Origin of the sequence: Rothia endophytica (genome assembly GCF_928381505.1) — a bacterium.
GTDB classification, from domain to species: Bacteria; Actinomycetota; Actinomycetes; order Actinomycetales; family Micrococcaceae; genus Rothia; species Rothia endophytica_A.
In genome coordinates this window covers 24,187-49,864 of the sequence record NZ_CAKMSJ010000007.1, presented here as the reverse complement: position 1 = coordinate 49,864, position 25,678 = coordinate 24,187, and the positions used below count along the sequence as shown (strand labels likewise).

General features: G+C 52.9%; 26 protein-coding genes. 19 read left to right on the top strand and 7 right to left on the bottom strand.

What is annotated here, in order from left to right:
• Nucleotides 1–18: 18 nt before the first annotated feature.
• Together dnaN and dnaA are read right to left on the bottom strand one after the other, a co-directional pair.
• Complete coding sequence (gene dnaN / locus L6990_RS08925; RefSeq protein WP_237203773.1) at nt 19–1,146, bottom strand: DNA polymerase III subunit beta; 1,128 nt, start codon at nt 1,144–1,146, stop codon at nt 19–21.
• A gap of 466 nt (nt 1,147–1,612) precedes the next feature.
• Nucleotides 1,613–3,172, bottom strand: a complete 1,560-nt coding sequence (dnaA, locus tag L6990_RS08920; RefSeq protein ID WP_237203842.1) for a chromosomal replication initiator protein DnaA — start codon at nt 3,170–3,172, stop codon at nt 1,613–1,615.
• A 519-nt stretch (nt 3,173–3,691) separates the two neighbouring features.
• Here dnaA and rpmH point away from each other — a divergent pair.
• From rpmH to L6990_RS08865, 11 genes are all read left to right on the top strand, one after another.
• Nucleotides 3,692–3,829, top strand: a complete 138-nt coding sequence (gene rpmH, locus L6990_RS08915) for a 50S ribosomal protein L34 (RefSeq protein ID WP_237203772.1) — start codon at nt 3,692–3,694, stop codon at nt 3,827–3,829.
• A gap of 92 nt (nt 3,830–3,921) precedes the next feature.
• Nucleotides 3,922–4,329, top strand: coding sequence for a ribonuclease P protein component (gene rnpA / locus L6990_RS08910; protein ID WP_237203771.1), 408 nt, complete (start codon nt 3,922–3,924; stop codon nt 4,327–4,329).
• A 6-nt stretch (nt 4,330–4,335) separates the two neighbouring features.
• Nucleotides 4,336–4,725: a membrane protein insertion efficiency factor YidD gene (yidD, locus tag L6990_RS08905; protein WP_237203770.1), complete on the top strand. Its 390-nt coding sequence runs from the start codon at nt 4,336–4,338 to the stop codon at nt 4,723–4,725.
• A 53-nt stretch (nt 4,726–4,778) separates the two neighbouring features.
• Complete coding sequence (gene yidC / locus L6990_RS08900) at nt 4,779–5,750, top strand: membrane protein insertase YidC (protein ID WP_237203769.1); 972 nt, start codon at nt 4,779–4,781, stop codon at nt 5,748–5,750.
• Between the two features lie 21 nt (nt 5,751–5,771).
• Nucleotides 5,772–6,311, top strand: coding sequence for a Jag family protein (locus L6990_RS08895; protein ID WP_237203768.1), 540 nt, complete (start codon nt 5,772–5,774; stop codon nt 6,309–6,311).
• An 11-nt stretch (nt 6,312–6,322) separates the two neighbouring features.
• Nucleotides 6,323–6,964, top strand: coding sequence for a 16S rRNA (guanine(527)-N(7))-methyltransferase RsmG (gene rsmG / locus L6990_RS08890; RefSeq protein WP_237203767.1), 642 nt, complete (start codon nt 6,323–6,325; stop codon nt 6,962–6,964).
• Between the two features lie 297 nt (nt 6,965–7,261).
• Entirely contained in the window at nt 7,262–8,239 is a 978-nt protein-coding gene (locus L6990_RS08885) for a ParA family protein (RefSeq protein ID WP_237203841.1), read from the top strand.
• A 247-nt stretch (nt 8,240–8,486) separates the two neighbouring features.
• A complete protein-coding gene (locus L6990_RS08880) occupies nt 8,487–9,581 on the top strand; it encodes a ParB/RepB/Spo0J family partition protein (RefSeq protein ID WP_237203766.1) in 1,095 nt (364 codons plus the stop codon).
• Between the two features lie 574 nt (nt 9,582–10,155).
• Nucleotides 10,156–10,431, top strand: a complete 276-nt coding sequence (locus tag L6990_RS08875; protein WP_237203765.1) for a hypothetical protein — start codon at nt 10,156–10,158, stop codon at nt 10,429–10,431.
• 257 nt (nt 10,432–10,688) lie between these two features.
• Nucleotides 10,689–11,030, top strand: coding sequence for an ASCH domain-containing protein (locus tag L6990_RS08870; protein WP_237203764.1), 342 nt, complete (start codon nt 10,689–10,691; stop codon nt 11,028–11,030).
• Between the two features lie 73 nt (nt 11,031–11,103).
• The gene (locus L6990_RS08865) at nt 11,104–11,490 is read left to right on the top strand and encodes an SdpI family protein (protein WP_237203763.1); all 387 of its coding nucleotides are present in this window, start codon (nt 11,104–11,106) and stop codon (nt 11,488–11,490) included.
• Between the two features lie 171 nt (nt 11,491–11,661).
• On the opposite strand, the gene trxA is transcribed toward L6990_RS08865, so the two are convergent.
• The 5 genes from trxA to L6990_RS08840 form a co-directional block, all read right to left on the bottom strand.
• Nucleotides 11,662–11,982 carry a thioredoxin gene (gene trxA, locus L6990_RS08860; protein ID WP_237203762.1) on the bottom strand — a complete coding sequence of 107 codons (321 nt, stop codon included), beginning with the start codon at nt 11,980–11,982 and terminating at the stop codon, nt 11,662–11,664.
• A 37-nt stretch (nt 11,983–12,019) separates the two neighbouring features.
• Nucleotides 12,020–13,048, bottom strand: coding sequence for a thioredoxin-disulfide reductase (gene trxB / locus L6990_RS08855; protein ID WP_237203761.1), 1,029 nt, complete (start codon nt 13,046–13,048; stop codon nt 12,020–12,022).
• Nucleotides 13,049–13,305: 257 nt separating this feature from the next.
• Nucleotides 13,306–14,538, bottom strand: a complete 1,233-nt coding sequence (locus L6990_RS08850) for a serine/threonine protein kinase (RefSeq protein ID WP_237203760.1) — start codon at nt 14,536–14,538, stop codon at nt 13,306–13,308.
• Between the two features lie 72 nt (nt 14,539–14,610).
• On the bottom strand, nt 14,611–16,266 hold the full coding sequence (gene murJ, locus L6990_RS08845; RefSeq protein WP_237203759.1) for a murein biosynthesis integral membrane protein MurJ: 1,656 nt from the start codon (nt 16,264–16,266) through the stop codon (nt 14,611–14,613).
• A gap of 27 nt (nt 16,267–16,293) precedes the next feature.
• Complete coding sequence (locus L6990_RS08840) at nt 16,294–16,797, bottom strand: NUDIX hydrolase (RefSeq protein WP_237203758.1); 504 nt, start codon at nt 16,795–16,797, stop codon at nt 16,294–16,296.
• Nucleotides 16,798–16,889: 92 nt separating this feature from the next.
• Between L6990_RS08840 and L6990_RS08835 the strand changes: the two genes are divergently transcribed.
• The 8 genes from L6990_RS08835 (at nt 16,890) to L6990_RS08800 (ending at nt 25,673) form a co-directional block, all read left to right on the top strand.
• Entirely contained in the window at nt 16,890–18,305 is a 1,416-nt protein-coding gene (locus L6990_RS08835) for a CCA tRNA nucleotidyltransferase (RefSeq protein WP_237203757.1), read from the top strand.
• A 107-nt stretch (nt 18,306–18,412) separates the two neighbouring features.
• Nucleotides 18,413–19,393 (top strand): ABC transporter ATP-binding protein, encoded by a 981-nt coding sequence (locus L6990_RS08830; protein WP_237203756.1) that lies wholly within the window; start codon nt 18,413–18,415, stop codon nt 19,391–19,393.
• A 2-nt stretch (nt 19,394–19,395) separates the two neighbouring features.
• Nucleotides 19,396–20,292, top strand: coding sequence for an ABC transporter permease (locus L6990_RS08825; protein ID WP_237203755.1), 897 nt, complete (start codon nt 19,396–19,398; stop codon nt 20,290–20,292).
• 120 nt (nt 20,293–20,412) lie between these two features.
• On the top strand, nt 20,413–21,384 hold the full coding sequence (locus tag L6990_RS08820; RefSeq protein ID WP_237203754.1) for an ABC transporter ATP-binding protein: 972 nt from the start codon (nt 20,413–20,415) through the stop codon (nt 21,382–21,384).
• A gap of 2 nt (nt 21,385–21,386) precedes the next feature.
• Nucleotides 21,387–22,283: a hypothetical protein gene (locus L6990_RS08815; RefSeq protein WP_237203753.1), complete on the top strand. Its 897-nt coding sequence runs from the start codon at nt 21,387–21,389 to the stop codon at nt 22,281–22,283.
• Nucleotides 22,284–22,297: 14 nt separating this feature from the next.
• Entirely contained in the window at nt 22,298–23,650 is a 1,353-nt protein-coding gene (locus tag L6990_RS08810; RefSeq protein WP_237203752.1) for a sensor histidine kinase, read from the top strand.
• Nucleotides 23,651–23,673: 23 nt separating this feature from the next.
• A complete protein-coding gene (locus L6990_RS08805; RefSeq protein WP_237203751.1) occupies nt 23,674–24,381 on the top strand; it encodes a response regulator in 708 nt (235 codons plus the stop codon).
• 23 nt (nt 24,382–24,404) lie between these two features.
• Complete coding sequence (locus L6990_RS08800) at nt 24,405–25,673, top strand: hypothetical protein (protein ID WP_237203750.1); 1,269 nt, start codon at nt 24,405–24,407, stop codon at nt 25,671–25,673.
• Nucleotides 25,674–25,678 lie beyond the last annotated feature (5 nt).

Sequence of the window (25,678 nt, the reverse complement as noted above, 5' to 3'; positions counted from 1 at the left end):
TGACGAGCTAAGAGATTTTTATTGGTTTTGCAGGCGGATAGGCATCAGCAGATAACGGTAGTTCTTATCGTCTTCTGATTGCCAGTCATCCTGCTCTGAAAGGACAACGGGTTTAGGGGCAGCGGTGAAGGAAAAACGCACAAACTTATTACCTGAGAAGGTGTTAAGACCTTCAGAAAGGTAGCTGGGGTTGAAGGCAACAGTGATGTCTTCACCGTGCAACTGTGCTTGTAGAACCTCGGTAGCCTGAGCGTCCTCGCCGGTTCCAGCATCCAGAGTAACCTGACCCTGTGTAAAGGCAAGTCGTACCGGGGTATTGCGCTCGGCAACCAGGGATACACGGCGTACAGCCTCAACCAAATCAGAGGTGCGAACAATAGCGTGAATAGGTGTTTGTTCGGGGAAAAGTGCGCGAATCTTGGGGTATTCACCATCTACTAGCAAGCTAGTAGTACGGCGGGAATCTGATTCAAAACCAATCAGTTCGTGAGCATCGGAGAGTGCTATTGATAGTTCACCTGCTCCGCCCAGAGTTTTGGCAACTTCACTCATCGTTTTAGCTTTCACCAAAGCAGCGGTTGAGATTGAGGGGTCTGTGGGTGACCAGGTGAGCTCACGCATCGCTAGGCGGTAGCGGTCAGTCGCTAGCAGGGTAATGGTGTCGCCCTCGATTTCCATGCGGACGCCGGTCAAGATCGGCAAAGTGTCATCCTTAGAAGCGGCGACAGAAACCTGGCTAACTGCTTTAGCAAATTCTGTTCCCTCAACGGTGCCTGAAATTTCAGGAAGGCCCGGAAGTTCAGGGTAGTCAGCAACGGGCATTGATGACAGGTTGAAATTTGATGAACCGCAGCTTAGATGGACTTTCCCCTCGCGCAGTTCAAAGGTGACATCGCTCTTGGGCAATGCACGGCAGATGTCGGCCAGAAGGCGGCCAGAGACCAGAGCTTCACCTTCTTCTGCGACATCAGCTGAAATTTTGAGTTTGGCAGAAGTTTCGTAATCGAAGCTGGCAATGGATACTTCACCCGAAGTAGCTCTGATCATGAGACCTGAAAGGACAGGTACCGGAGGGCGGGGTGAGAGCGAGCGTGCAGTCCAGGTGACGGCATCAACAAGAGTTTCGCGTTCAACAGTGAATTTCACGCTGAGGTACCTTCCAATCAAAAACAAGATAGGCCCAAAAAGGCGGGCGTAAACCAGTGTTTCAGTCTACCGGAAAGAGGTAGCGCTACCTACAGTCTGAGCAGAGGGGTAGCTCTCTAAAAAATGTAATTACAGCAGCCAACCCTCCAGGAGAAAGATCCGTGTAATTACAAGAACCAGTACACCACGCAGGATGAGAGGAAGATAAATTTGTTATTTGATTTTTTCTTTAAGGATTAATAGTGTTAATAACCCCTGTGAAATCTGTGGAAAACAGGCTATAGCCCCTGAAAATCAAGGAAGTGCTTGTGTAACCGCTGTGGAATAAACAGGCTGTCAGTGTGAATGAATAGTGGATGAATATTTATGCACTATCTGAAGTGCACAATATATGAATATCTATTCACTTAACGTCCACAACAAATCGAGCCGCGTACACCGAGTTATCCACAGGCCTATTTCTGGGCTACTTACTGTCTTTTGATCCTTGTTTGATGCGGTTGGTTAGCTCTGTGACCTGGTTAAACGTTGATCGACGTTCAGCCATGAGATCGTGAATCTTCCGGTAGGCGTACATGACAGTCGTATGGTCACGCCCCCCTAACTCCTGTCCAATTCGAGGTAGAGACATCTCGGTGAGCTCGCGCAGGAGGTACATAGCAATCTGACGAGCATTAACCAGCGTGCGGCTGCGTGACTTTGACTGTAGCTCTTCTACCGAAACCTCAAAATACTCAGCGGTCGCCGTCAAAATCTGGGAAGCCGTAATCTCTTGGGTGCCGTTGTCTAATAACAGGTCTTTGAGCACTTGCTCCGCCAGCTGCATATCGACGGGCTGACTCTGCAAAGACGCCCAAGCTGTCACACGAATGAGGGCGCCCTCCAGCTCACGAATGTTGGTAGAAATATGGGAAGCAATGTATTCCATGACGTCATCAGGAACATTGAGCCCATCGTTCTGAGCTTTCTTGCTCAAAATGGCGATTCGAGTTTCGAGCTCAGGGGGCTGGACATCGGTAATCAGACCCCACTCGAAACGTGATCTCATACGCTCTGCAAAACCGGTCAGCTGCTTAGGGGGCAGATCCGAGGTGATGACAACCTGTTTCTGGTGGTTATGCAGCGCATTGAAGGTATGGAAAAACTCTTCCTGCGTGCTGTCCTTGCCCGCTAAGAACTGGATGTCATCAATCAAAAGCATGTCTACATTGCGGTAGATCTGCTTAAAGGAGGTGTCGTTCTTATTCATAATTGAATTGATGAAATCGTTGGTGAACTCCTCAGAGTTCACATAGCGAACGCGCAGGCCAGGGTAGAGGCTCTTGGCATAGTGACCAATAGCGTGCAGTAGGTGAGTCTTTCCCAACCCTGAGCCGCCGTAGATAAAGAGCGGGTTATAGGCGGACGCCGGGGTTTCCGAGACCGCAAAAGCGGCTGCATGAGCAAAACGGTTGGACTGCCCAATAACAAAGCTATCGAACGTATATTTTGGGTTTAGCCTGGCGGTAGAGTCCCAGGTAGTGGTCTCCGCGGCGTCCGCTGGGACCACCGCATCAAAGGAATCCTCTCGATCTTCAGCTTCTTCCCTTGCATCGTGGGCTATTTCCTCGCTAAAGGAAGGGTTTGCTGGCACACGCTCCGCTTCGATAGATGCCTGAGAAGTTTGATGATTCTCCGCTAAAGAAGGCATCTCAGCATGGTGCTGGGTCTGAACCTTCTCTGCGGGAGGGGTCTGCAGATAAGACGGAGCTTCGTTGACCGGTGCCGGAGCGGGATGTTGCACGGCAGTGTTATTCAAGCTGGCATCAATGATGAAGGCCTCGTTGACCGCCGGACCGAAGGTAGAAGTAATGGCTTCCCTCAGCGACTCCTTGAGAGCGTGCTGAAAAGTATCGCGCGTTAGCTCATTGGGTACCGCGATCAGCAGAACATTCCCCATAAAAGCGTGGGGCTGCGCAAGACCAATATGGGCACGATAGCGCTGAGCGACCCCCGTATCTGCGCGCAACAGAGTCACCAGGTGCATCCACTTCTTCTGCAGCTCCGGGTCCAGATAGTCGCTCAATACAGCTCCTCCGCCAAATATTATTAAAAATTTCCCTTGCCTACTGGCAACTATCCACTATTCTCACACAGGTTTATCCACAGGGTGGAAAACTTGTGATTATGTGAGGGGAATACCTGTTCACAGTATGTGATTAAAGGGCGCACCGCCAGCTTAAAATGGGAAAAGATGTAACTTACAACTTTTTCAGGACACCTGTGGATAATCCAGACTTGGGGTAAGAATGTGGGGAGCTATCCACAGGTGTGGGTAAACTCTCTCAATAGGCTGTGATTAAAGACCTAGCCTGAGCGGGCTTGACCTTATATCACCAACTCTTCTAGAGTTGGTTAGTCAAAGTGTGATAGGACTATGCCCAAACCCGGGTGCTAGGTTCTCGAATTCAACCGGGATTTATCTACTGCACTCGCAAGAAGCGTCAACCTGTTCGAAGAACTGTTGAAAGGTTGGCCCCCGTACCAACCGTTGTGGAGTAACCAAATGAGCAAGCGGACTTTCCAGCCGAATAACCGCCGTCGCGCCAAGAAGCACGGCTTCCGTCTTCGTATGCGCACCCGTGCAGGCCGCGCAATTCTTTCGAACCGTCGTTCAAAGAACCGCGCAAGCCTCTCAGCATAAGGCTTTCATCCTCAATCGGCCGTGCGCCTCACCAGCAGGCCCGCGTGAAAACGCAGCCCGCCGAGCCAAGACCGACCCGAAAGGGGATCTACGTGCTGGCACAGCAGCACCGGATGCGAGCGAAAGCTCAATTCTCAAAAACTACACGTTCCGGCGCCCGCTCAGGGCGTCGGAACTTAGTTCTATATACGGTCAAAACACCCGGAGAAACAACCAGCATTGGTTTCATCGTTTCAAAATCGGTGGGTAACGCCGTAACCCGCAATAAAACTAAACGCCGCCTCAGAGAGCTGATTACCCCCTTTGTATCTAAGCACCCGAACGGCTATTCGCTGGTTATAAGGGCACTCCCCGCAGCGGCTCATGCGGACTACCTCCAGCTGTCCAATGATCTCGACAGCGCACTTGCCAGCGTCCTCAAAAAGTTGGACGCCGCCCCGGTAGCAGCACAAAGCCCTGAAGCTACCGCCACCTCAACTACTCAGGGAGAGGAGCACTGACACCGTATGCCTACACCGGTAGATACGCCGCAGGACGCTGACCACCTGCTAGAGAACGCTCCCCACGAATTTGTTGTACCCACCTCAGCTTTTCACGCCGTCATCAGCCTTCCTCAGAATCTGCTGATCGTGTTCATCAAGATGTACCGCACTATCGTCTCGCCGCTCTACGGCAACGTGTGCAGGTATTACCCCAGCTGTTCAGCCTACGGGCTTGAGGCAGTTACCCTTCACGGCGCCCTGCGCGGTCTATCGCTGACCGTAGGCAGAATTCTGCGCTGCCACCCCTGGGCTACCGGCGGACTCGACCCGGTGCCCGCAGGTAAACGGACTTTTGCCCCCGGGGCAGAACCTAAAATTATTCTTCTAAACCACCCGCACCAGCACACCCACTAAGACGCTGGAGCAGCCACCACAACCGGCTCACATCACCGAGTCAGGGAGAGAACATGGACATTATTCTCTGGCCCTTCAAATGGATCGTTTCAGCGATTCTCTGGGCATTTCACGAACTTTTCACCGCAATTGGTATGGACGCCGCATCAGGTGTGACCTGGATTCTCGCTATCATCGGTCTGACCATCGTGATGCGTACCCTCACTATCCCGCTCTTCGTCAAACAGATTAAATCGATGCGCGGCATGCAAGAACTTCAGCCTGAAATGGCTAAATTGCAGGCCAAATACAAGGGCAAAACCGACCAGCTCTCCCGCCAGGCTATGGCTCAGGAGCAGATGGAACTCTACCGCAAGACCGGCTCTAATCCGCTGGCGTCCTGCCTGCCCATCATCGTGCAGATGCCCATCTTCTTTGGTCTCTTCCAGGTGCTCAACGGCGTCCCCAGAGCAGCTAGCGAAAATGCTGGAATCCTAGTTCTTGGTAACGACAAGGTAGAACAGTTCAACGACGCCTACATCTTCGGTGCACCCCTCTTCTCAACTATGATGCGCCCTGGCGACGGCAACCACTTCGCCACTATCTTGATTGCAGCCATCATGGTAGTACTGATGAGCGCCACCCAGTTCTACATCACCAAGCAGCTCTCAGCTAAGAATATGTCGGACGCCGCCAAGCAGTCCCCCATGTACCGCCAGCAGCAGATCATGCTCTACGTACTGCCCCTGGTCTTCGCGATCTCCGGTATCAACTTCCCCCTCGGCGTGCTGGTCTACTGGACCGTCTCCAACTTCTGGTCACTTGGCCAGCAGTTCTGGGTTATCCGCAACAACCCCACCCCCGGTTCACAGGCAGAGCGTGAGCTCAACGAGCGCCGCGCTGAAAAGGGTCTTCCCCCCGTAGGTAAGACCAAGGAAGAGCACGAGCAGGAAATCGAAGCCGCCCGTGAACGAGCAGCCCGCGGGCAGCGCCAGCAACCCATGGGCAAGAAGCGCCAAAAGCAGCAGAACAAAAAGAAAAACTAGCGGCAGGTTCAAGGAAATATCATGACTGAAGCAACTGAAACCCCGGTAGACGGCGAAGAAACCTTCGAAGAAGCGGAATACGGTGGAGAGGGGCAGGTAGACGAGGGCGATATCGCCGCTGACTACCTCGAAGAATTCCTTGATATCGCTGATATTGACGGTGATATTGACATCGAAGTGCGTAACGGTCGCACCTACCTCTCGGTCGTTACCGAAGACGGTAACAACGATGATCTTCAAGCCCTCGTAGGCGAAAACGGCGAAGTACTGGATGCCCTTCAAGAGCTGGTGCGCCTTTCAGTGCTGGCTGCTACAGGCAACCGTACCCGCCTCATCCTTGATATCGCAGACTACCGCGCAGGGCGCCAGCAGGCACTGGTCAATCTGGCAGAAGCAGCTATTGCTGAAGCTAAAGAAACCGGCGAAGATGTGCACCTCGAACCGCTCGGCCCCTACGAGCGCAAGCTAGTCCACGATATTGTGGCCGCTCACGGTCTGATTTCTGAATCAGAAGGCTCAGGGTCTAACCGTCACATCGTCATTGCTGCCTCGGAGGCGTAATCGTGAGCGATATGAGCACAGAACTCCCCGTACTCTCTGGGGACGCCCTAGAAGCGGCGCAGAAGGTCTTTGGAGACCGTCTGCCGGTCGCGCAGCGCTATGTGGAGCATCTAGCCACCAGCGGCATTGAGCGGGGGCTTATCGGCCCCCGAGAGGTCCCCCGCCTATGGGAGCGTCACGTCCTTAACTGTGCTGTGGTGCAGGAACTCATTGAAGAGGGGGCAAAGGTAGCGGATGTAGGCTCCGGTGCAGGCCTTCCGGGGCTCTGCCTGGCCATTGCCCGCCCCGATCTGACACTCACCCTGATTGAGCCACTGGAGCGCCGCGTTATCTGGCTTACCGAGATTGTTGAAGACCTGGGGCTAGAGAATGTGGATATTATGCGCTCGCGCGCTGAGCAGGCCGTAGGCTACGTTGAAGCAGATTACGTGACTGCTCGTGCCGTATCGGCTCTGGTAGGGCTGCTGGATATCACCTTGCCGATCCTTCGTGGTACCGGCCAGCTACTCGCTCTCAAGGGACGTACGGCTGCCGAAGAAATCACTAAGGCAAAGAAGAAACTCAATAAATACGGCGCTAGGGAAACTGAAATCCTGCTCGCTGGCGAGAATCTATTGGAAGAACCCACCACGGTCGTCCGTGTGACCCTCTAGCCCCTCTTGATAAAAGCCCGGAACCTCGATCGAGGTTCCGGGCTTTTTGTGTCATGCAGCTTTTAGATTGACCAAGAACCATCTGCTCACCTGGTTGCTCTGGAGCCGTGATTACACGGAGGATCCTTCTGGTTTGAAATTTGACTGTTCCATATGTTTCATGTGAAACATCGAAAAACAAACATAATAAACTGATTAATAACCTATCAATGCGCCCGGTGCCAACTGCAGGTACCCTAGTAGCAGGAGATGTAATCATCAATTCAAGAGGGGGCAGCAATGCCGACAAATCCCAATATGCCAGCTAATATTCCTGACTTTGGTTTACCGCCCGAGCCCGCTGCTGCCAGCAAGCCCGATCGAGGCTCTCATGTTTCACGTGAAACACGTGAAAAGCTAGAGAGAGTAAGCTCGTCCCTGCAGAAAAGCGATAGCAGTAAACAGCAATTTGAGGCCCTATCTCAGGAGACTTTGAAGAGGCCTCAGAACACCCGAATCTTTGCTATTTCTAATCAGAAAGGCGGAGTGGGGAAGACTTCAACCGCAGTCAATCTTGCCGCTGCGCTTGCCACAAAGGGTATGAACGTACTTGTTATTGACAATGACCCTCAGGGAAATGCTTCAACTGCTCTCGGGATTGAGCACGGCGTTGAAGTCCCTTCAACCTACGATGCCCTCATCGATGAAAAGCCCCTTATTGAAATCGTCAAACCCTGCCCCGATATAGAGAATCTATGGTGCGTACCGGCAAATATAGATTTAGCCGGAGCTGAGATCGAACTGGTATCCCTAGTAGCTCGTGAAAACCGACTCAAAAATGCCCTATCTGATTACGCGGCGGCACGTGAAGCTAATGGGGAAGCGCGTCTAGACTATATTTTCATCGACTGCCCACCCAGTTTGGGGCTGCTTACTATTAACGCTTTTGTAGCATCTCAAGAAGTTCTCATTCCTATTCAGTGCGAATACTACGCTCTTGAAGGTCTGAGTCAACTTCTCAAGAATATTTCCATGATTCAAAAGCATCTGAATGCCGATCTTCACGTCAGCACAATTGTGCTAACGATGTATGATGGCCGCACCAACCTCTCGTCCCAGGTGGCTGAAGAAGTGAGGGAACATTTCCCTAAGGAGGTGCTGGAGGCCGTCATCCCCCGCTCAGTCCGTGTCTCTGAGGCTCCCAGTTACCAGCAAACGGTCATGAGTTACGACCCTCAATCTACTGGTGCACTTGCCTATCTCAAGGCTGCAATAGAGATAGCGCACCGCATATAAACTTTTATCAACTGTTTATAGATTATTTGATGCTACCGGTTCCCTTTATAGAAATAGAGGGAACCGGTAGCTTATTTAAGGGCACTTTTGAGATGTAGATGGTGCGGCAGGTGCAGTAGAAACCAAATGACTTTGATCCATCTAAGGATTATCGGGCTTTCCCCTCGACCGGCTTCTCAGGAAACCCTATTTGGCAGATACTCCACTACACTTAGAAGCAGAGTTTCTAGCATTTTGGAGGTTGCCCGTGGCAGAGAAGAAGCGTGGACTAGGTAGGGGATTGGGTGCCTTGATTCCCGAGAGCAAACCAGTCACTGAGCGTCAAGAGCCAGTGGAGGAACAGCCTGGCGATCAAAACCAGAAGGTTAGTACAAGTGCGCGGGGCGCAGACGTTTCACGTGAAACATCTAAGAAAAAACGTGCAGACATGGGCGCTGCTTTGCGTTCTTCGAGTTCATCTCGTAGACCCGTGGACTTTTTCTTTGGTGACGAAACAGCAAATGCTGCTCCCGGGTTGCTCCCGGTACCCGGAGCTAGCTTTGCAACGCTAGATGTCTCAGATATTCACCCTAACCGCAAACAGCCACGAACTGACTTCGATGAGCACGATATGCAGGAACTCGTGCACTCCATTAAGGAGATAGGTGTCCTGCAGCCTATTGTTGTTCGCCCCAGCCGTGAAAAAGGTGAGCAGACCTACGAACTCATTATGGGTGAGCGCCGATGGCGAGCTACCCAACAAGCCGGTCTAACAACCATTCCAGCTATTATTCGCGACACTCAGGACCAGGACCTGTTGCGTGATGCACTGTTGGAGAACCTACACCGCTCCCAACTTAACCCCATTGAAGAAGCTGCCGCCTATCAGCAGCTACTCGATGAATTTGGGACGACGCAGGAGCAACTGGCGCAGCGCATTGGTCGATCACGACCACAGATTTCTAATACTATTCGTCTCCTCAAACTGCCTGCTCTGGTGCAGCGCAGAGTAGCTTCAGGCACGCTATCTTCAGGTCATGCACGCGCTTTACTTAGCCTGCGAAAGGCAAGTGATATTGAAACCCTCGCGCAAAAGATAGTGAATGAAGGCTTGTCTGTGCGAGCGGTGGAGGAACTTGTTGCTCAGGAAAGCGGTAAAGAAGCGAAGAAAGACCGCAAGAAGCCTGCTCCACAGAGCCACTCTGAACGTTTGGACTCTATAGCTGATTTACTGGCAGACCGACTCGATACTACGGTGAAGATTAATCTGGGTGCCCGCAAGGGAAAAATGACTATCGAGTTTGCATCGGTTGATGATTTGAACCGAATCGTTGATGTGATGACCCCTCAGCGCAAAAAATAGAATCCATGTACTTTGAATCGCCCCGCTCGTTAAGCGGGGCGATTTTTAGTTCAAGACCCCATTCGACATGGCCTGGTGATCTATATTCAGGGCTTTTGAGGGTAAAAAACGCTTAGAACGCCTTCTGCGAGCCTGTGGTAGCACAGCATGTCTATTTACTTCAGGGTTTCCCTGAAACTCTCTTAGAAAGCTATCTACGGGCTCAATTTTCGGCATCAAAGCCCTAAAACCTCTCTTTTGCCCATAACGCTCTCAATTTCTCACCGATGTTTTACCACCTTGGTGAAAGCAGGGGGAAGAAGATGACTAACAATGCTGGCATGAATCACTGCATGGATGAAGTAGGCTGAGAGAAAAAGAATAGCTCCTTGGCGTCCTGTCTCATTAGAAAATTATTTAATGAATAATTTTCTATTTTACTTAGTATATTTTTTCTTTATAAATAATTCTTGATGTAGCTACTTAAAATAAAATACGCGATAATTTATAGTTTTATTTTAGGGTTTCATCCTTTTTTGTGATGCTATTGCCTCACCTGTTATAGATTGGTATGATTTTCAAAAGTGAGGTCAAAATGGAAATTTTAATTTTTCTAGCGATTATTATGTTGTCACTCACCCCCTTGTTCTTAGCTATCTTTTGGGTTCAACGCAGAGCACTTAGGGGAAAGAGGGTAATGGACGCTAAAAATAAGGTTGAGATTGCGGGTGAGGCTCTTGCAGCACCCATTACACTCTACGGATCTGCTGCATCAGGCACTGTCTCGCAGATTGATAACCCAAACTTCAACTCTAGTCATTCAGTTTCCCTTGAATATGATCCTGGCAAACCTCCTATAGATAATCGCTAAATACGTGTTTCACGTGAAACATTAGAAACTCTTGGTAACACAAAGATTACAATCTAGAAGATGCCCAGACTTCCATTTGGATTCCTGCTTCCCTCGCTATAAAAGCAACTTCTTTATGTGTTTATTCATGAAAGGATGAAATGGAGCGGCATATACACAACTACTGGGAAAGGTTCCTGGAAGACTCCGATTTACCGTCAAACACGGACTGTTATGGTGCTTTCGCTTTCGGCTCCAGCTCGCATCAGGCTGCTCACTTGCTGAGTTTGATTCTTGCTGGAGAGAAGACTTCAACTTCCTCTGCTGTGTTCGAATACGAAGCTACCGAAACCCCAATACCAGAGCCGGGTTCTTTATCCATCGTTCTCAACGAGCACGGCCAACCTAGCTGCGTCATTGAAACTCATGCTGTGCATAGACTGCCCTTTGATGAGGTGGATTTTGCTCTCTGTTCCAAAGAGGGTGAAGATAAAAACCTCGCATCATGGCAAAACAATCATTTAGAATTCTTTAAAGAAATAGCTCATAAGTCTGGTCTGGAATTTACTGAAGAATCAGAAATAATCTTTGAAGAATTTAGAGTTATATATAGATCTTGAATATGTGTCCTGTTTTGACCGACTATTATTAGAAAAAAATATCCAGAGAAAAAACTGATAAGAGAATTAATATATGAACCTCATTGATACTCTGCCCTTCATGGGTGGGCTGCTGTTAGTTTCGCTGACCTTGATGGGGCTGAGCTCGCCTATGAAAACAGGTCAGCTTTCCAGAAATTCGCTGATTGGTATCAAGACAAGGCACACCCTTGCTAGCGATCGAGCATGGCAGAAGGCCCACGAAGTGGCTGCGCCATTGGTTTCCTTGGCAGCTCGGGTAGGGCTTTTCTTGCTCGTCTGTGCAGTGATTATGTGTTTAGTTCAGCAATTCTCTATAGCTTTTGCTCTGACTGCCCTAGGATACATCGCCACTATCTCCCTCTTGTTGTGGTCGGCTAGGGTAGCTAATACGGCTGCCAAGAACATTTCGTCTAGAGAAGCGTTTAGTGGCGAAGAGTAGGGTAGGGGTACATCTCAGAAAAACAGATGTTTCACGTGAAACACCGGTGAGAGTGGCAGCTTGCTGCCATCGTGCTCGTTCACGGTTTGCTACCTATAAATAAACCTTGCGGTCTCAATCAGCAAAGAGGCGCCCCGGCTGAGCCGGGGCGCCTCTCTTGTAATGCAGCTACTACTTCAGGAACTCTGCAAATTCCTGTTCTAAAGCAGCCTTAGGCTTAGCGCCAACGGTCTGTTTAGCTACTTCACCGTCCTTGAAAACATAAATTGCCGGGATAGAAGTGATGCCATACTTCATGGCGGTGGCCGGGTTGTTCTCAACATCCAGCTTGAGTACCTTGACCTTGTCGCCGTACTCCTCGCCAATCTGATCAATGACGGGGCCAACCATGCGGCAGGGGCCGCACCATTCTGCCCAGAAATCAACGATAACCGGCTTGTCAGAGCGTAGAACCTCATCTGAGAAGGTTGCATCTGTTACTTGCTGTGCCATTGGGTCGATCCTTTCTAAAGGGAAACTGAGGGAAGATTTAGAGGGACTCTAGATAATGCTGAGCATCGATTGCTGCAACACAACCTGAACCGGCTGCAGTAATAGCCTGGCGGTAAGTGGGGTCAATAACATCCCCAGCAGCGAATACACCGTCAATAGAGGTGCGTGAAGAACGGCCTTGGACTGCGATGGTTCCTGCATCGCTCAGCTCTAGCTGGTCCTTGACCAGGTCGGTGCGGGGATCAGAGCCAATGGCAACAAAGACACCTTCGACCTCGAGCTGGGTCTCAGCCCCGGTCTTGACGTTGGTCAGAGTAAGGCTGGAAACCTTGTCCTCACCATTAATGGTCTTAACTTCGGAGTCCAGAATGATTTCAATTTTTTCGTGGGCCAGTGCACGCTTCTGCATGATGTCTGAAGCGCGGAAGGTGTCGCGGCGGTGTACTAGGTAAACCTTGGAAGCAAAAGAAGTGAGGAAGAGTGCCTCTTCAAAAGCTGAATCTCCACCACCGATAACAGCCAACGCTTTTTCTTTGAAGAAGAAACCGTCACAGGTTGCACACCATGACACACCGTGGCCTGAGAGGCGCTGCTCGCCGTCCACACCCAGCTTGCGGTATTCAGAGCCAGTAGACACGATGACCGTCTTAGCTAGGAACACTGAGCCATCGGTCAGTACGACCTTCTTTACCGGCCCCTCGAGCTCAACAGAGGCGACATCCTCGTAGCGAATATCGGCACCAAATCGTTCTGCCTGAGCCCCGATATTGGTCATGAGTTCAGGGCCCTGGATTCCCTCGATAAAGCCGGGAAAGTTCTCGACCTCGGTGGTAGTCATAAGATCGCCACCGGGTGAAATGGAAGAGGCGAAAAGAAGAGGGGAGAGGTTAGCACGGGCTGTATAAATAGCTGCTGTGTAGCCTGCAGGGCCTGAGCCTACAATGATGACGTTGTGTACAGTGCCGTCACCGTTAGGCCCTGATGCGGGTTCGCTGGCTGTGGTGGTGCCAAGGTTAAGGCTGCCTGCCGCGCCGCCAAAAATGCTGCCGAGTGCATTCTCGCTCATATGTTCTCCTGAGACGTTTGCTTTTCTTCGTTGCTTTCTACTGCAACGGAGCTTTACCCCTCATTATTCCCTACCCTGAGCACCTACAACAGCGAGCGGAAACTTTGCTGTGGCCTTACCACCTAGATATGCCCCCAAGAGATGATGCAGACCAGCCCCTATATATTTTTTTTGGACGAAGCCGGGGCGGGCTACCTTCAGGTAGCCCGCCCCTGCTTGGAGGTTCTTAGTTGCTGTAAACAACTAACAAGAGTTGATTATTTGATTGAAATCTCTGCAAGACGCAGCCCGAAAGGGTAACCCTGAACAATGGGCTGGGCTAACCTGGGTGCTTCGGTGAACTGAACAATGATGTACTTGGTGTCTCCATCCTGAGCATCCTTATCCAGTTCAACAGTGGTTTCACCGGTGGCAGCAAAAGTGCCGGAGCCAATCTGCTGAGCTCCCTTAATAGAAGCGTCGTCAGAAGCGAAAATATTGAAGGCACCGCCAGTGCCCGATACCTGATTAATAGTTAGCGAATTGACCGTGGTCTCATCGCGCAGGGGTGCGGAGAGATAGAAGGAATCGGTGAGACCACCAAAGTTAGCTGAGCCAAAAGCGAGTGAAACCCAGGTGCTTGCATCATTGCCATCTGTAAGGTGCCCCAGCGTCCCGTCAGACTCAGACATCAGGGCCGCTGACGAAGGCACTGTGCGGGTGAAATTACCGTCAAGACGAGGAGCCGCAGGCTCCTTTTCTTCGGTAGCAGAAGGTGAGGGCGAGGGGGAGCCCGTTTGCTGAGGAGTCTCTGAAGCTGAGGCCGATGTTTGGGTACTTCCCAGCGCGTCCTGAGTTTCAGTTGGGTTAACCATATTGCCCAGCGAAGTGAATACTGCCCCGGCCCCAATGACCAAGACCAGTACCGCTGCGATACCCACAGCCCACATGCCACCGTTGCGTTCAGCCGGTTCATCACCTTCGTAATAACCGTCTTCTTCTGCATCGTATTCTTCATACTCTTCTACAGGCTCTACTTCAGGCTCTGCTGCTGCACGGGTAGCTGAGATAGAGGTAGCGGCGGCTGCTGCCCCGGCCCCGGCAACCGGAGCTTTGGCATCCTTGGCCACCACATAGGTATTGGGGGCGCTCATAGTGCCGGTGTCACCGAAGATTTCTTCGCCGAATTCTTCCGCTTCGCCCCCACCCTCGGTGAGAAGCGTAGCAAGCAAGGTATCTGGGCGAGCGTGGGAAGTCACCAGGTAGGTCCGTGCCTCAACATTGCCGAGGTCAAGAATCTGAACCGAAGAGCGATAAAGGGACGCTGACTGGCGGGCATTTGCCACCAACTGTGAGCTGTGCTCTGCAGAGGCCACAACGATGGACACCTTGCGGTTAAGGATCTGATCAACACCGTCAAGAATGGTGTCACCGTCTGCGGTTTCAAGTACGTGGGCGGTGACCTTATAACGGTCACCCAGCAGGGTGTGCAGAGGGATCTGCTGTGCCAAAGGTGCCTCCAGTGAGCGTTCGTGTTGTCTGTTTACTGAGTTTACCCGGTGGGTACCGGTTATTGATGCGTACTACCGACCAAGTTTTGCCAGGATCGGGGCAGTAAGCGTATCTAGTTCCTTTACCCGGAAGAGGAGCAGCATGGCGTAGTAGGCAATCGCCATAATGGTTCCACCTACCGCCACTGTAATGAAGGCAGAACCGCGTGAGCTCCAGGCAAACCCATCGAAACCGTAACCACCCATCAGATAGAGGGCAGCTGCGCCCACCAGACCTGCACCGGCTGAGGCGAAGGCGACGCGGGCATGGGTTGAGACGATATCAGCGATACCGTAGTCGCCCAGACGCTTTGCTAGGACGCGGTGGCTTAGGTAAACCGCCAGGATATTTTGCAGTGCGTAGGTTAGCGCCAACCCATAGATGGTGTGCTGTGGGGCTAGATAGGAAGCTGTGAAGCCAAGAGCAACGATGACGATTGCTGAGACGAGCTGAATGTAGAAGGGGGTCTTGGCATCCTCCTGCGAGTAAAAAACACGCCCCATCATAAAGGCGATAGTGAGGAAGGGGCCGCCTAAAGCGATAACAGCGATGGTCTGACCGATGACGGCACCCGCTTGCTGCCCGCCGCCGCCAAAGATCATGCCAATAGGGCCCGCAAAAACAACGAGCGCTACGGCGCAAAAGATCGTGGCAATGGAAGCGGTGCGCAGGCCGGCAGATAGAGCCGCGCCTACTGCTTGATGATCCTTTTCTTGCGATGAGGCAGACATGCGGTTGAAGAGAACCGTGGCGATTGATAGACCAATCACGCCGTGGGGCAGTGAATAGAGCATGGAAGAATAATTGAGTGCCTGCACACCGGGAAGCTGGATACCCAAGTCCATCAGTCTTTCGCGTGCACCGACGATGTTTGCAGCTACCTTGGTGAGGTACATGAAAGCAAGGTTAGAGACCACGCCTGTGGCCAGCGTCCATACCGCCAGGTTAGCTGCTGATCCCAGGCCGATACCGCGCCAGCCAAACTTGGGGCGCAGATTCAAACCCAGCTTGCGCAGGGGGATAAAGAGAATCAGGGCCTGTAAAACCACGCCAAGAGTGGCGCTACCTGCCAACACGATGGTCTGCGCGCTGGTCCACGAGGTGAGGTTGTGGAAGGGCGGGGTGGTGGTGACGTCCTGAGCACCAAATGAAGTAATGAAGATGATGAGCGCGGCGATAGCCACGATGTTGTTGACCACCGGTGCCCACATAAACCAGCCGAAGGCCCCGCGAGCATTGAGCACCTGACCGATGATGGTGTAGAGACCATAGAAGAAAATCTGGGGGAAACACCAGAGGGCGAAGATGAAACCGAAACGCTGCTGCTCGGGGCTCCACTCACTACCCATGATTGAAATGATGGGCATAGCGCAGATAACCACCACGGCCGTCACTGCCGCAATACCGCACACCGCCAGAGTCACCAGGCGCGAAATGAAATCAGAACCGCCGTCATCGTGCTTGGCTGCCTTAATGATTTGCGGCACCAACACAGCATTAAAGATACCGCCTGCTACCAGTACATAAATGAGGTTGGGCAGGGTGTTAGCGGTTTCAAAAATATCGCCCACGGTGGTTGTTGCACCGAGAGCGACAGTAATCAGGAAGGTTTTAACGAACCCCAGTACCCTCGAAACGAGGGTGCCGGCTGCCATAATAGCGCTAGAAAAAGCACCGGATCGTGCCACACGAAATCCTTATCTACTCAATGCAGCTTAAGACAGCTGGTGGATGATGTACTCGCGGGCGATCTCAGCGATACGCCGTTCATTGGGGAAGGAAAGTTTGCGCCCCACATCATCAATGTTGACCCAAGCGACATCCACGGCTTCATGGTCGGGATCATTCTCGGTGGTGAGCTCACCGCCGGTGGCGGAGAACAAGAAATGGTGAACGGTTTTATGGACGCGGTGACCAGAAACGTTGAACCAGTAGTCAATGCTGCCCAGGGAGGTGATGACGTCCCCGGAGATACCGGTTTCCTCTTCAATCTCACGTGCTGCTGCTTGAACTCGGCTCTCTTCCCCCTCGGGGTGGCCCTTGGGGAGACACCATTCTAGGCGTCCACCGCGGTTGATACGAGCAATGATTGCCACGGGTAAACCGGGCTCATCGAAGTTGACGATGACGCCGCCCGCGGAGACCTCCTCAACCGTGGGCATAGCAGCAACGGGCGTGAACGCTCGTCTCTTAGGTGCCCGGGGAATAGGAAAAGTCATGTCTCTACCTTAACCGATATAAGAGGGTGATGTTCTAAAGAGGGAGGTGTGAGTGGTAACTTGTGCGGTTTGCTGGCACGATTGATAGGGTTATGGCGCATGTTTTTGATACTTCTTTGATTCACCCCGTTGCTCTAGAAGCTGGAGAGCTCTTTACTGCTGCCGGGTTTGAGTTATCCCTGGTCGGAGGCCCGGTGCGAGATCTCTTTCTGGGGGAGACTTCCGTGGATCTTGATTTCACGACCAACGCCAGCCCTGACCAGACGCTGGCTATTGTGGAGGGATGGGCTGACGCTACCTGGGAAATCGGTAAAGAATACGGCACTATTGGCATCCGTAAGGGTAACGAGATGGTAGAAATTACTACCTATCGTGCTGAGAAATATGACGCTGATTCCCGCAAACCTCAGGTTGCCTTCGGCACTGACCTGGTGGATGACCTCTTCCGACGAGACTTCACCATTAACTCCATGGCGCTGCGCCTACCCTCCCTGGAATTAGTGGACCCCTTTGGCGGTGAGGTTGACCTGCGCACCGGCATTATCCGCACACCGGGCACACCCCAGGCGTCCTTCTCTGATGACCCCCTGCGTATGATGCGTGCTGCCCGCTTTGCCGCCCGCTTGGATATTGACCTGGCTCCCGAAGTTTTTGAAGCCATGGTCGATATGGCAGAGCGTATTGAAATTATTTCTGCCGAGCGAGTACGGGATGAACTGGTGAAACTCATCTGCGCTCAGGCACCTCGCCGCGGTGTGGACCTGCTGGTTGAATCGGGGCTGGCCGCCTACGTCCTGCCCGAAATTCCGGCGCTGAAACTTGAAGCTGACGAGCATCACCGCCATAAGGATGTCTACCAGCACTCCCTCACCGTCATGGAACAGGCTGTTGCTCAGGAGACAGACGCTGACGGTGCGGTACCAGCCCCTGACTTCGTACTGCGCTTTGCCGCTCTGATGCACGATATTGGCAAGCCTGCCACTCGTAAGTTTGAGGACAACGGCTCGGTCAGCTTCCTGCACCACGATGTGGTGGGTGCCAAGCTCACCAAGAAACGTATGCGAGCGCTGCGCTTTGATAATGACACCATCAAGGCCGTTGCCCGCTTGGTTGAGCTGCACATGCGCTTCTACGGCTACGGAGAAGCAGGGTGGAGCGACTCGGCAGTGCGCCGCTACGTGCGGGACGCCGGTGACCTACTAGAGCGCCTGCACCGCCTGACCCGGGCGGATGTCACCACCCGTAATAAGCGCAAGGCTAATCGCATTGCCGCAGCTTACGATGATCTGGAACGCCGTATTACCGAGCTAGCTGAACAGGAAGAGCTGGATGCCATGCGCCCTGACCTGGACGGCGAACAGATCATGAAAATTTTGGGGCTGAAACCCGGCCCAGTGGTGGGGCAGGCCTATAAGTTCCTGCTCAACCTGCGCCTGGATGAAGGATCTCTAGGTGAAGAAGAGGCCACCCGCCGACTCAAAGAATGGGCAACTGAGCAGGGTCTCTAACCCATTTTTGACAGTGCTGGCTTTGGAAGGTGTTCCTCCGCTAAAGGAGGGGCCACCTTGCGTAGGGTAGAGACAAGAGTAAACACAGACGAAGAGCGGGAGCCCCCATGTTAGAGGTCCGTAATCTCACCAAGAAGTACGGTGATAAGACCGCCGTTAACGACATCACCTTTACGGTGCCCGATGGTAGGGTTACGGGTTTTCTGGGCCCTAATGGCGCCGGTAAATCAACCACCATGCGCATGCTGGTGGGGCTTGAGAAGCCCACGAACGGCACAGCCCTGGTTGATGGGCAAAAGTACCGGTCCCTGCCCAGCCCGCTGACCAGCGTCGGTGCCCTGCTGGATGCTAAGGCAATGCACCCGGGCCGTAGCGGGCGTGCGCACCTGCGCTCGCTGGCGCTAACCCACGGTATCCCCACCCGCCGGGTGGATGAGGTCATTGAGCTCACCGGTCTGACCACCGCTGCCCGTAAGAAAGTGCGGGGCTTTTCTCTGGGCATGGGCCAGCGCATGGGTATTGCCGCATCTCTACTAGGAGACCCCCAGAACATTATTCTGGACGAGCCGGTGAACGGTCTTGACCCCGAGGGAGTCATCTGGGTGCGCAACCTCGCCCGGCACCTGGCATCCCAGGGCAAATGCGTGCTGATTTCTTCACACCTCATGAGCGAGATGTCTCAGACAGCCGATGACCTGATAGTCATTGGGCGCGGCAAAATTCTTGCGAACAGCTCCATGTCTGACTTTCTGGCGCTGGCAGATAATTCCCGATCCCTGGTCCGCACCGACCAGCGAGAAGTCTTTGCTGAAACTCTGACTGCCCGCAGTATCACCTTTGAACCGGTAGACACTGACGGGCTGCTGGTTCAGGCACCCTCCCGCGATATTGCCCGCCTGGGTGTGGACGCCGGGGTTCTACTGCACGAGCTAACCCCGCAGATTGCCACCCTAGAAGACGTCTATATGAACATGACCCGCAATGAGGTGGAATACCAGTCCGGCACCTTCACAACCCCCGCAGATTCCGGCGCTGCGGAAGCGGATGCTCCATCCCCCTGGGCAGGCAAAGAGGCAAAGGAACAATAACCATGACCAGCACCACCCTGCCCACCGCACCGGCACGATCTTATAAACTCAGCTTCTTTGGCACGTTGCGGTCTGAGTTTCTAAAATTCCGCACCCTGGCAACCAACTGGGTTATGCTCCTGCTGACCATTGCCATCATGATTGGCATGTCTGCCGCCTACGCTACCGCGCTCAACCGTTTCTATCAGCGTGCTCTTGAGACCCAAGCAGCGCTAGAAGCCGGTGGCCCCTCACCCCAGGTGCGCCCCGAATATTCCTTCACCGTGGACCAGGTGCTAGATATGGCACGAAGCATCGGTGGGGTGGGCATGATGTTCGGCTCCATGCTCATTGCCTCCATTGCCGTGGTCTTTATCGGTGCTGAGTACGCCACCCGGCAGATTCACAGCACCATGACCGCGGTGCCGCGCCGCTCATCCATCTATATTTCTAAGCTCCTGGTGCTCTCAGTCTGGAGTTTTCTGGTCGGTGTCATCTCAGCTGTCGCAGGCTATTTTGTAGCCCAGCCAGTACTAGACCCTGGTATTTCAGAACAGCTGTCGGTAGGCACACCCACCGTGCTCAACTGGCTGGGAGTAGGGCTCTACTGCCTGCTCATGAGCTGGATGGGCCTAGGGTTCGGCGCCATCCTGCGCAACAACGCCGGCGGGATCGTGATGGTAGTGGTGCTCATGTTCATCTCAACCATCGTCTTTGGCTTGCTCGCTGAAACAGCGGACTGGGTAGCTGACTTCCAGCCCTACCTACCCATTAACCTGGGTGAAACCATGACCACCGTAGGCATTCCCGAGGACGCTGACATCAACAACCTAGAGGCAGGGATCTGGCTGGGTGTTTGGGCTCTAGTGCCCGCGCTCCTGGGCTGGTTCCGGTTTACCTTTACCGACGCCAAGGGGTAATTATCATCCTCAGGGACGAGAAGAAATACGGCGAACTCAATCCCTGGGCTGATGTGGCAGCAGACGGTTGCTCCTAGTGTTAGTGGTGAAAGAAGAACACGACCCACTAGGAGAGAACGCATGTTAGAAGTTCGTAACCTCACCAAACAATACGGGAACAAAGCCGCTGTAGACGGCATTAGTTTCACCGTACCCGACGGCAGGGTTACAGGTTTTCTTGGCCCCAACGGTGCCGGCAAATCAACCACCATGCGCCTACTGCTGGGTCTTGAGAAGCCCACCAGTGGCACCGCGCTGATCGACGGTAAAAACTACCGCTCCCTGCCCAGCCCACTGACCAGCGTTGGTGCGTTGCTGGATGCTAAGGCTATGCACCCGGGTCGTAGCGGACGCGCCCACCTGCGCTCGCTGGCAGTTACCCACGGGCTACCAGCGTCCCGCGCAGATGAGGTCATTGAAATGACCGGTCTGGGCAATGTTGCCAGTAAAAAGGTGCGCGGCTTTTCTCTGGGCATGGGTCAGCGTATGGGCATTGCTGCAGCTCTGCTGGGTAACCCCCAGAACATTATTTTGGATGAGCCCGTGAATGGTCTTGACCCCGAGGGCGTGATTTGGGTGCGTAACCTTGCCCGGCACTTAGCATCCGAAGGTAAGTGCGTGCTGATTTCCTCTCACCTAATGAGCGAGATGTCCCAAACTGCCGATGATCTGGTGGTGATTGGGCGCGGCCGCATTCTTGCGAACAGCTCTATGCAGGACTTCTTGGCGCTGGCTAACAACGACCGCGTCTTAGTTCGTACTGATGAGCGAGATAACTTTGCTCGCCGCCTTCAAGAACGGTCTGTGGTCTTTGAAGCGGTAGACACCGATGGGCTGCTAGTCCAGGCACCTACCCGCGATATTGCCCGCCTGGGCGTGGACGCCGGGGTGCTACTGCATGAGATTATCCCGCAGGTTGCCACCCTGGAAGAGGTCTACATGAACATGACCCGCGATGAGATCGAATACCAGTCGGGAGAGTTTGCTGGACAACCGACACCTCAAATTGCCACCGGCACCCCCTGGGGCGCAACCGCAGCTAAGGAGAACTAATCATGACTACTGCAACCCTATCGGCGGGAACCGCCCAGGCCTCCCCCAACTTCTCTTCCCACAAGCTTACCTTCCTAGGTGCTGTGCGCGGTGAAGCAATCAAATTCCGCACTCTTGCCACTAACTGGATCATGCTAGCGGTTACCCTGCTCATTATGGTGGGCATGGGAGCCATGTTCGCTGTTGCTACCAACCAGATGCATGAAAGTGCCCTGGCGGCCCAGGAAGCCGTAGTAGTAGGTGCAGCCCCTGTCGCAGGCCCGACCGTTGATGACGTCTATAACTACGCTCGTGGGATTGGCGACTCGGGCATGATGTTTGGCTCAATGCTGGTGGCCTCTATCGCCGTTGTCTTTATCGGTTCGGAGTACGCAAGCCGGCAGATTAACACCACCCTGACGGCTGTCCCTCGCCGTACTACCGCCTTCGTATCAAAACTCCTGGTAGTTTCTCTCTGGACCTTCTTCATTGGCTTTATCTCAGCTGCCCTCAGCTACGGTATTGCCCAGCTTATCCTTGATAGCGCTATCACCGAGGCAGTAGCGATTAACGGTGACGTTGTGCGTAACTGGGTAGCAGTGGGCATTTACTGCATGCTCATGAGCTGGATGGGTCTGGGATTCGGCACGCTGCTGCGTAACAACGCTGGCGGTATCGTTCTGGTCGTCGTCCTCATGTTCATTCTGACTATCGCACTGAATATGGTGGCTGGGGCATCTGAACTGATCCAGGACTTCGTCCCCTACCTGCCCATGGCATTGGGGCAGTCTTTCACCGCCGTAGGTGTTGCTGATGATGCCGCTATCACCAATCTTGAAGCCGGCCTTTGGCTCTCGGTATGGTGCCTGGTACCTGCTCTACTGGGGTGGGCGCGATTGGCCCTAACCGACTCTAAATAAAGGTAGCCCCAGCAGTGAATCACCAGACGGTTGATCAGAGCGTTGCCCTTCGTTCAGAGGGGCAACGCCTCATTGCTATGCGGTGGAGCCGCTTCAGTCGGTGGCGCAAAAACCACCCACGAGGCACCAACTGGTTACTGCTAGCTCTAAATCTGTTTCTGTCAGCCTTATTCCTTGTCCTCAGCGCTGTTCCTCAAGAATCTATTGGAATAGGACATCTTCTGCTCCTGTGTGCGGGCAACCTGGTCTTTAGTGTCGGTATATTCTGGCGTAAGAAAATACCCCTGGTACTTCTTACGGCAGCTGTTGTGGTGGAACTCACCTACGGCTTGATGGTTAATCCTCAGAGTGGCTATTCACTGACAGGTTTCACCCTTGTTATCTTTCTCTATACTCTCGCAGCGGTATCCAGCCTGGGTAAAACGATCCTGGGATACTGTATAGCAGGCGGGGCATATATCTTTAGTATCTTCAGTCTCTTCTATCTTGAGGTACTTTCAGGGGAAGATTCCCAGATCGCTCAAGAAAGCCCACTAACACTCCTTATCTTCTTTGGAGTATTCTCCGCTCTTGGCCTAGCCTTCAACCTGGTAATCACCATGATGGGCCGTTTTGCCTATAAAAATAATGAGTTTGACCGTCAAGTGATCGAGCGTTTTGCGCAAACCCAGGTGCTGGCTGCCAGCGAAGAGCGTAACCGTATTGCCCGCGAAATGCACGATGTGGTGGCGCATTCTCTGACAGTAATGATTACTCTGGCTGATGGTGCAAGAATTGTTGGGCAGCGGGACCCAGCCCGGGCTGAAGAAGTGCTCTTAGAACTTTCGAATACGGGCCGGTCCGCCCTTGCAGATATGAGACGAACCCTGGGTGTTTTGCGCAATCCTGACGGGCAAGAGCTTAACCTTTTGCCGGCCGAAGGTAGATCTGTTGATGCTCGAGAGAACCTTCAAGAGCTAGTGAGCTCTTTCGCTACTACGGGTCTGCCGGTCACCTTTGATTATGAAGGGGAAGAACTCCCCACCGACAACAATCTGAGACTGAGTGTTTACCGTATCGTGCAGGAGTCCCTCACTAATGCCCTGCGCTACGCCAAAGACGCTTCCCTTGTGAGGGTGAGCGTCAGGGTTCACTTGCCCCACATCGAAGTGAGCGTGGTGGATAACGGTAGCGCTTCCTCTGAAGGTATACCCAATCCCTTACATAACCTTGGGTCAGGCAAGGGCCTTGCTGGGATACGCGAACGCGCTGCCTTCTATGAGGGTAGTGTGAATGCTGGAAGAAATGATCGAGGAGGGTGGACCACTCACGTCCGCCTCGTGTGGCAACCGCCGGTGCTCTCAGCAAGGTTTCCTCACCCAGAATAAAAAGCTATAGAAAGACCGTGAACATGTCTGATGCTGCAAACCTGCGCGTCCTCCTGGTTGATGATCAGCCGCTCATTCGCCTGGGCTTCCGCTTGGTCTTAGAGGGCGCCGGAATCGATATTGTGGGCGAAGCATCGGATGGCGAGCAGGGTTTAGAATTTGCCCGCCAGTTTCAACCCGATGTGGTGCTGATGGACGTGCGTATGCCGGTCATGAACGGAATTGAAGCTACCGGTCATATCTGTCAAAACACTTCTGCGAAAGTCATTATCTTAACGACCTTCGATATCGATGAGTATGCTTTTGCCGGTTTGCAAGCCGGTGCAAGTGCCTTCTTGCTGAAGGACACACAGCCAGAAGAGCTGGTGAAGGCAGTGCGCTCTGTGGTTAAAGGGGATTCGATTGTAGCCCCTCGTATGACAGCCCGACTAATCGAAGAATATACCAAGACCAAAAAGGTCGGTGGTTATATACCTGACCCGTTATATTCAAAAGAAGTGGCTTTGCTGACCCCGAGAGAGAAAGATACCGTGCTAGCTATTGCTTGCGGTTTATCCAATACGGAGATCGCTCAGAAATTCTTTGTCTCTGAGGCAACGGTAAAGAGTCATGTTCGGTCTGTCCTTTCTAAACTAAACCTAAGAGACCGTGTTCAGGTAGCTGTCTTTGCCTACGAGTCCGGACTAGTTCAGCCAGGCGGTAATAGCTCCGATGAAAAACCAAAGGGATAGGTATCTTCCCTTACGATAGATTCATGGGGCAAAAAAAGAAGGACGGCGTGAAGTGGTTAGCCCGCGCCGTGAAACGTTCACGCTCGCCTCACTTGAAGGAAACTTTAGCTACCTCCCTGGAGCTAGTCACTAAGATACCCGGCCAGGTGGGGGAACTTTCCGGTAGAGCCGCTGGGGTTCTCACCAAGAAGGATGCCCGCAGCGTCCGCCGCAGGCTCAGTATTACTGCCGTTCTCTTGTCTCTGCTCGCAGCGTTCGTTGCGGCTGTGGGTAATTATTATTCTTTACCGCACACCCCCGAGGATACTGCTGAGCGTTACCTATCAGCCTTAAAAGAAGGCAACTACGTCTCTGGTTTAGACCGCTCAGCCTATAATTCCTTTGAGCGCACCTATCTCTCTAACTCAGCCTATGCCACTGCTGAAGGTCGTATCGAAGATTTCACTCTTCAAGGCACTACCTATACCGGTGGGGAATATGCCACGGTGAACGCAGATGTCTCTATTGAGGGGCAGCAATACCACCTTGCCCTACCGCTAAAACTAGCTACACGCACCGGCCCCTTCAACGATTTGTGGGAATTCTCTGCCCCCACATACAAAAACCTCACCCTGCAGGCGCCGGTCGCGCTGAGTGACCTGGGTGTCAACCAAACCTCGGTAAGTTTGCCCGCTGGTCGACGGGCAGTTTTTGAGGGTGGATTTCAGTGGAAGATCCCCTTGCCCCCTGGTGACTACTCCTTTAGCCTTCCAGCTAACTCCTACTACCGCATCGTCAACCCGCCAACCATTACCGCTCCACTGCCCGGGCAGGGTTCCGACCTTCAGCCGGTAGCCCTTAACCTGCGACCATCCCCGCGCATGTGGGAAGAAACCAACACCATCATTGAATCGTGGTTGGAGCGCTGTGAAAGTGCCCGGCGGTTGAACGTTGAAAGTTGCCCCACCAGTGAAACCTACGGCAGTGATAGCACCGCTACCATCACTGATGTCCAGTGGAAACTACTTGATCGCCCCGTCTTTTTTCTGGTGCAGGACGACCAGCGGGCAGATACCTGGCGAGCTAGCCGCTACAGACCGGCAACCTTTGAAGTCACCTACCTGGCTGATGGTAAAGCCCAGCGAGAAACCATCAATTTTTATATCAGTGCTGAGGTAGTCTCGAATGGAAGCCACGCTGATATTAGCGTTGGTCTGGGCGGTAGCGAAGAGAGCGAAGCTGCCCTGCTGCAAGCTATCAACAGTGAAGATGCCGCTAAATCTACCCTTCAGAAATACGCCGAAACTCTCTAGGCGCA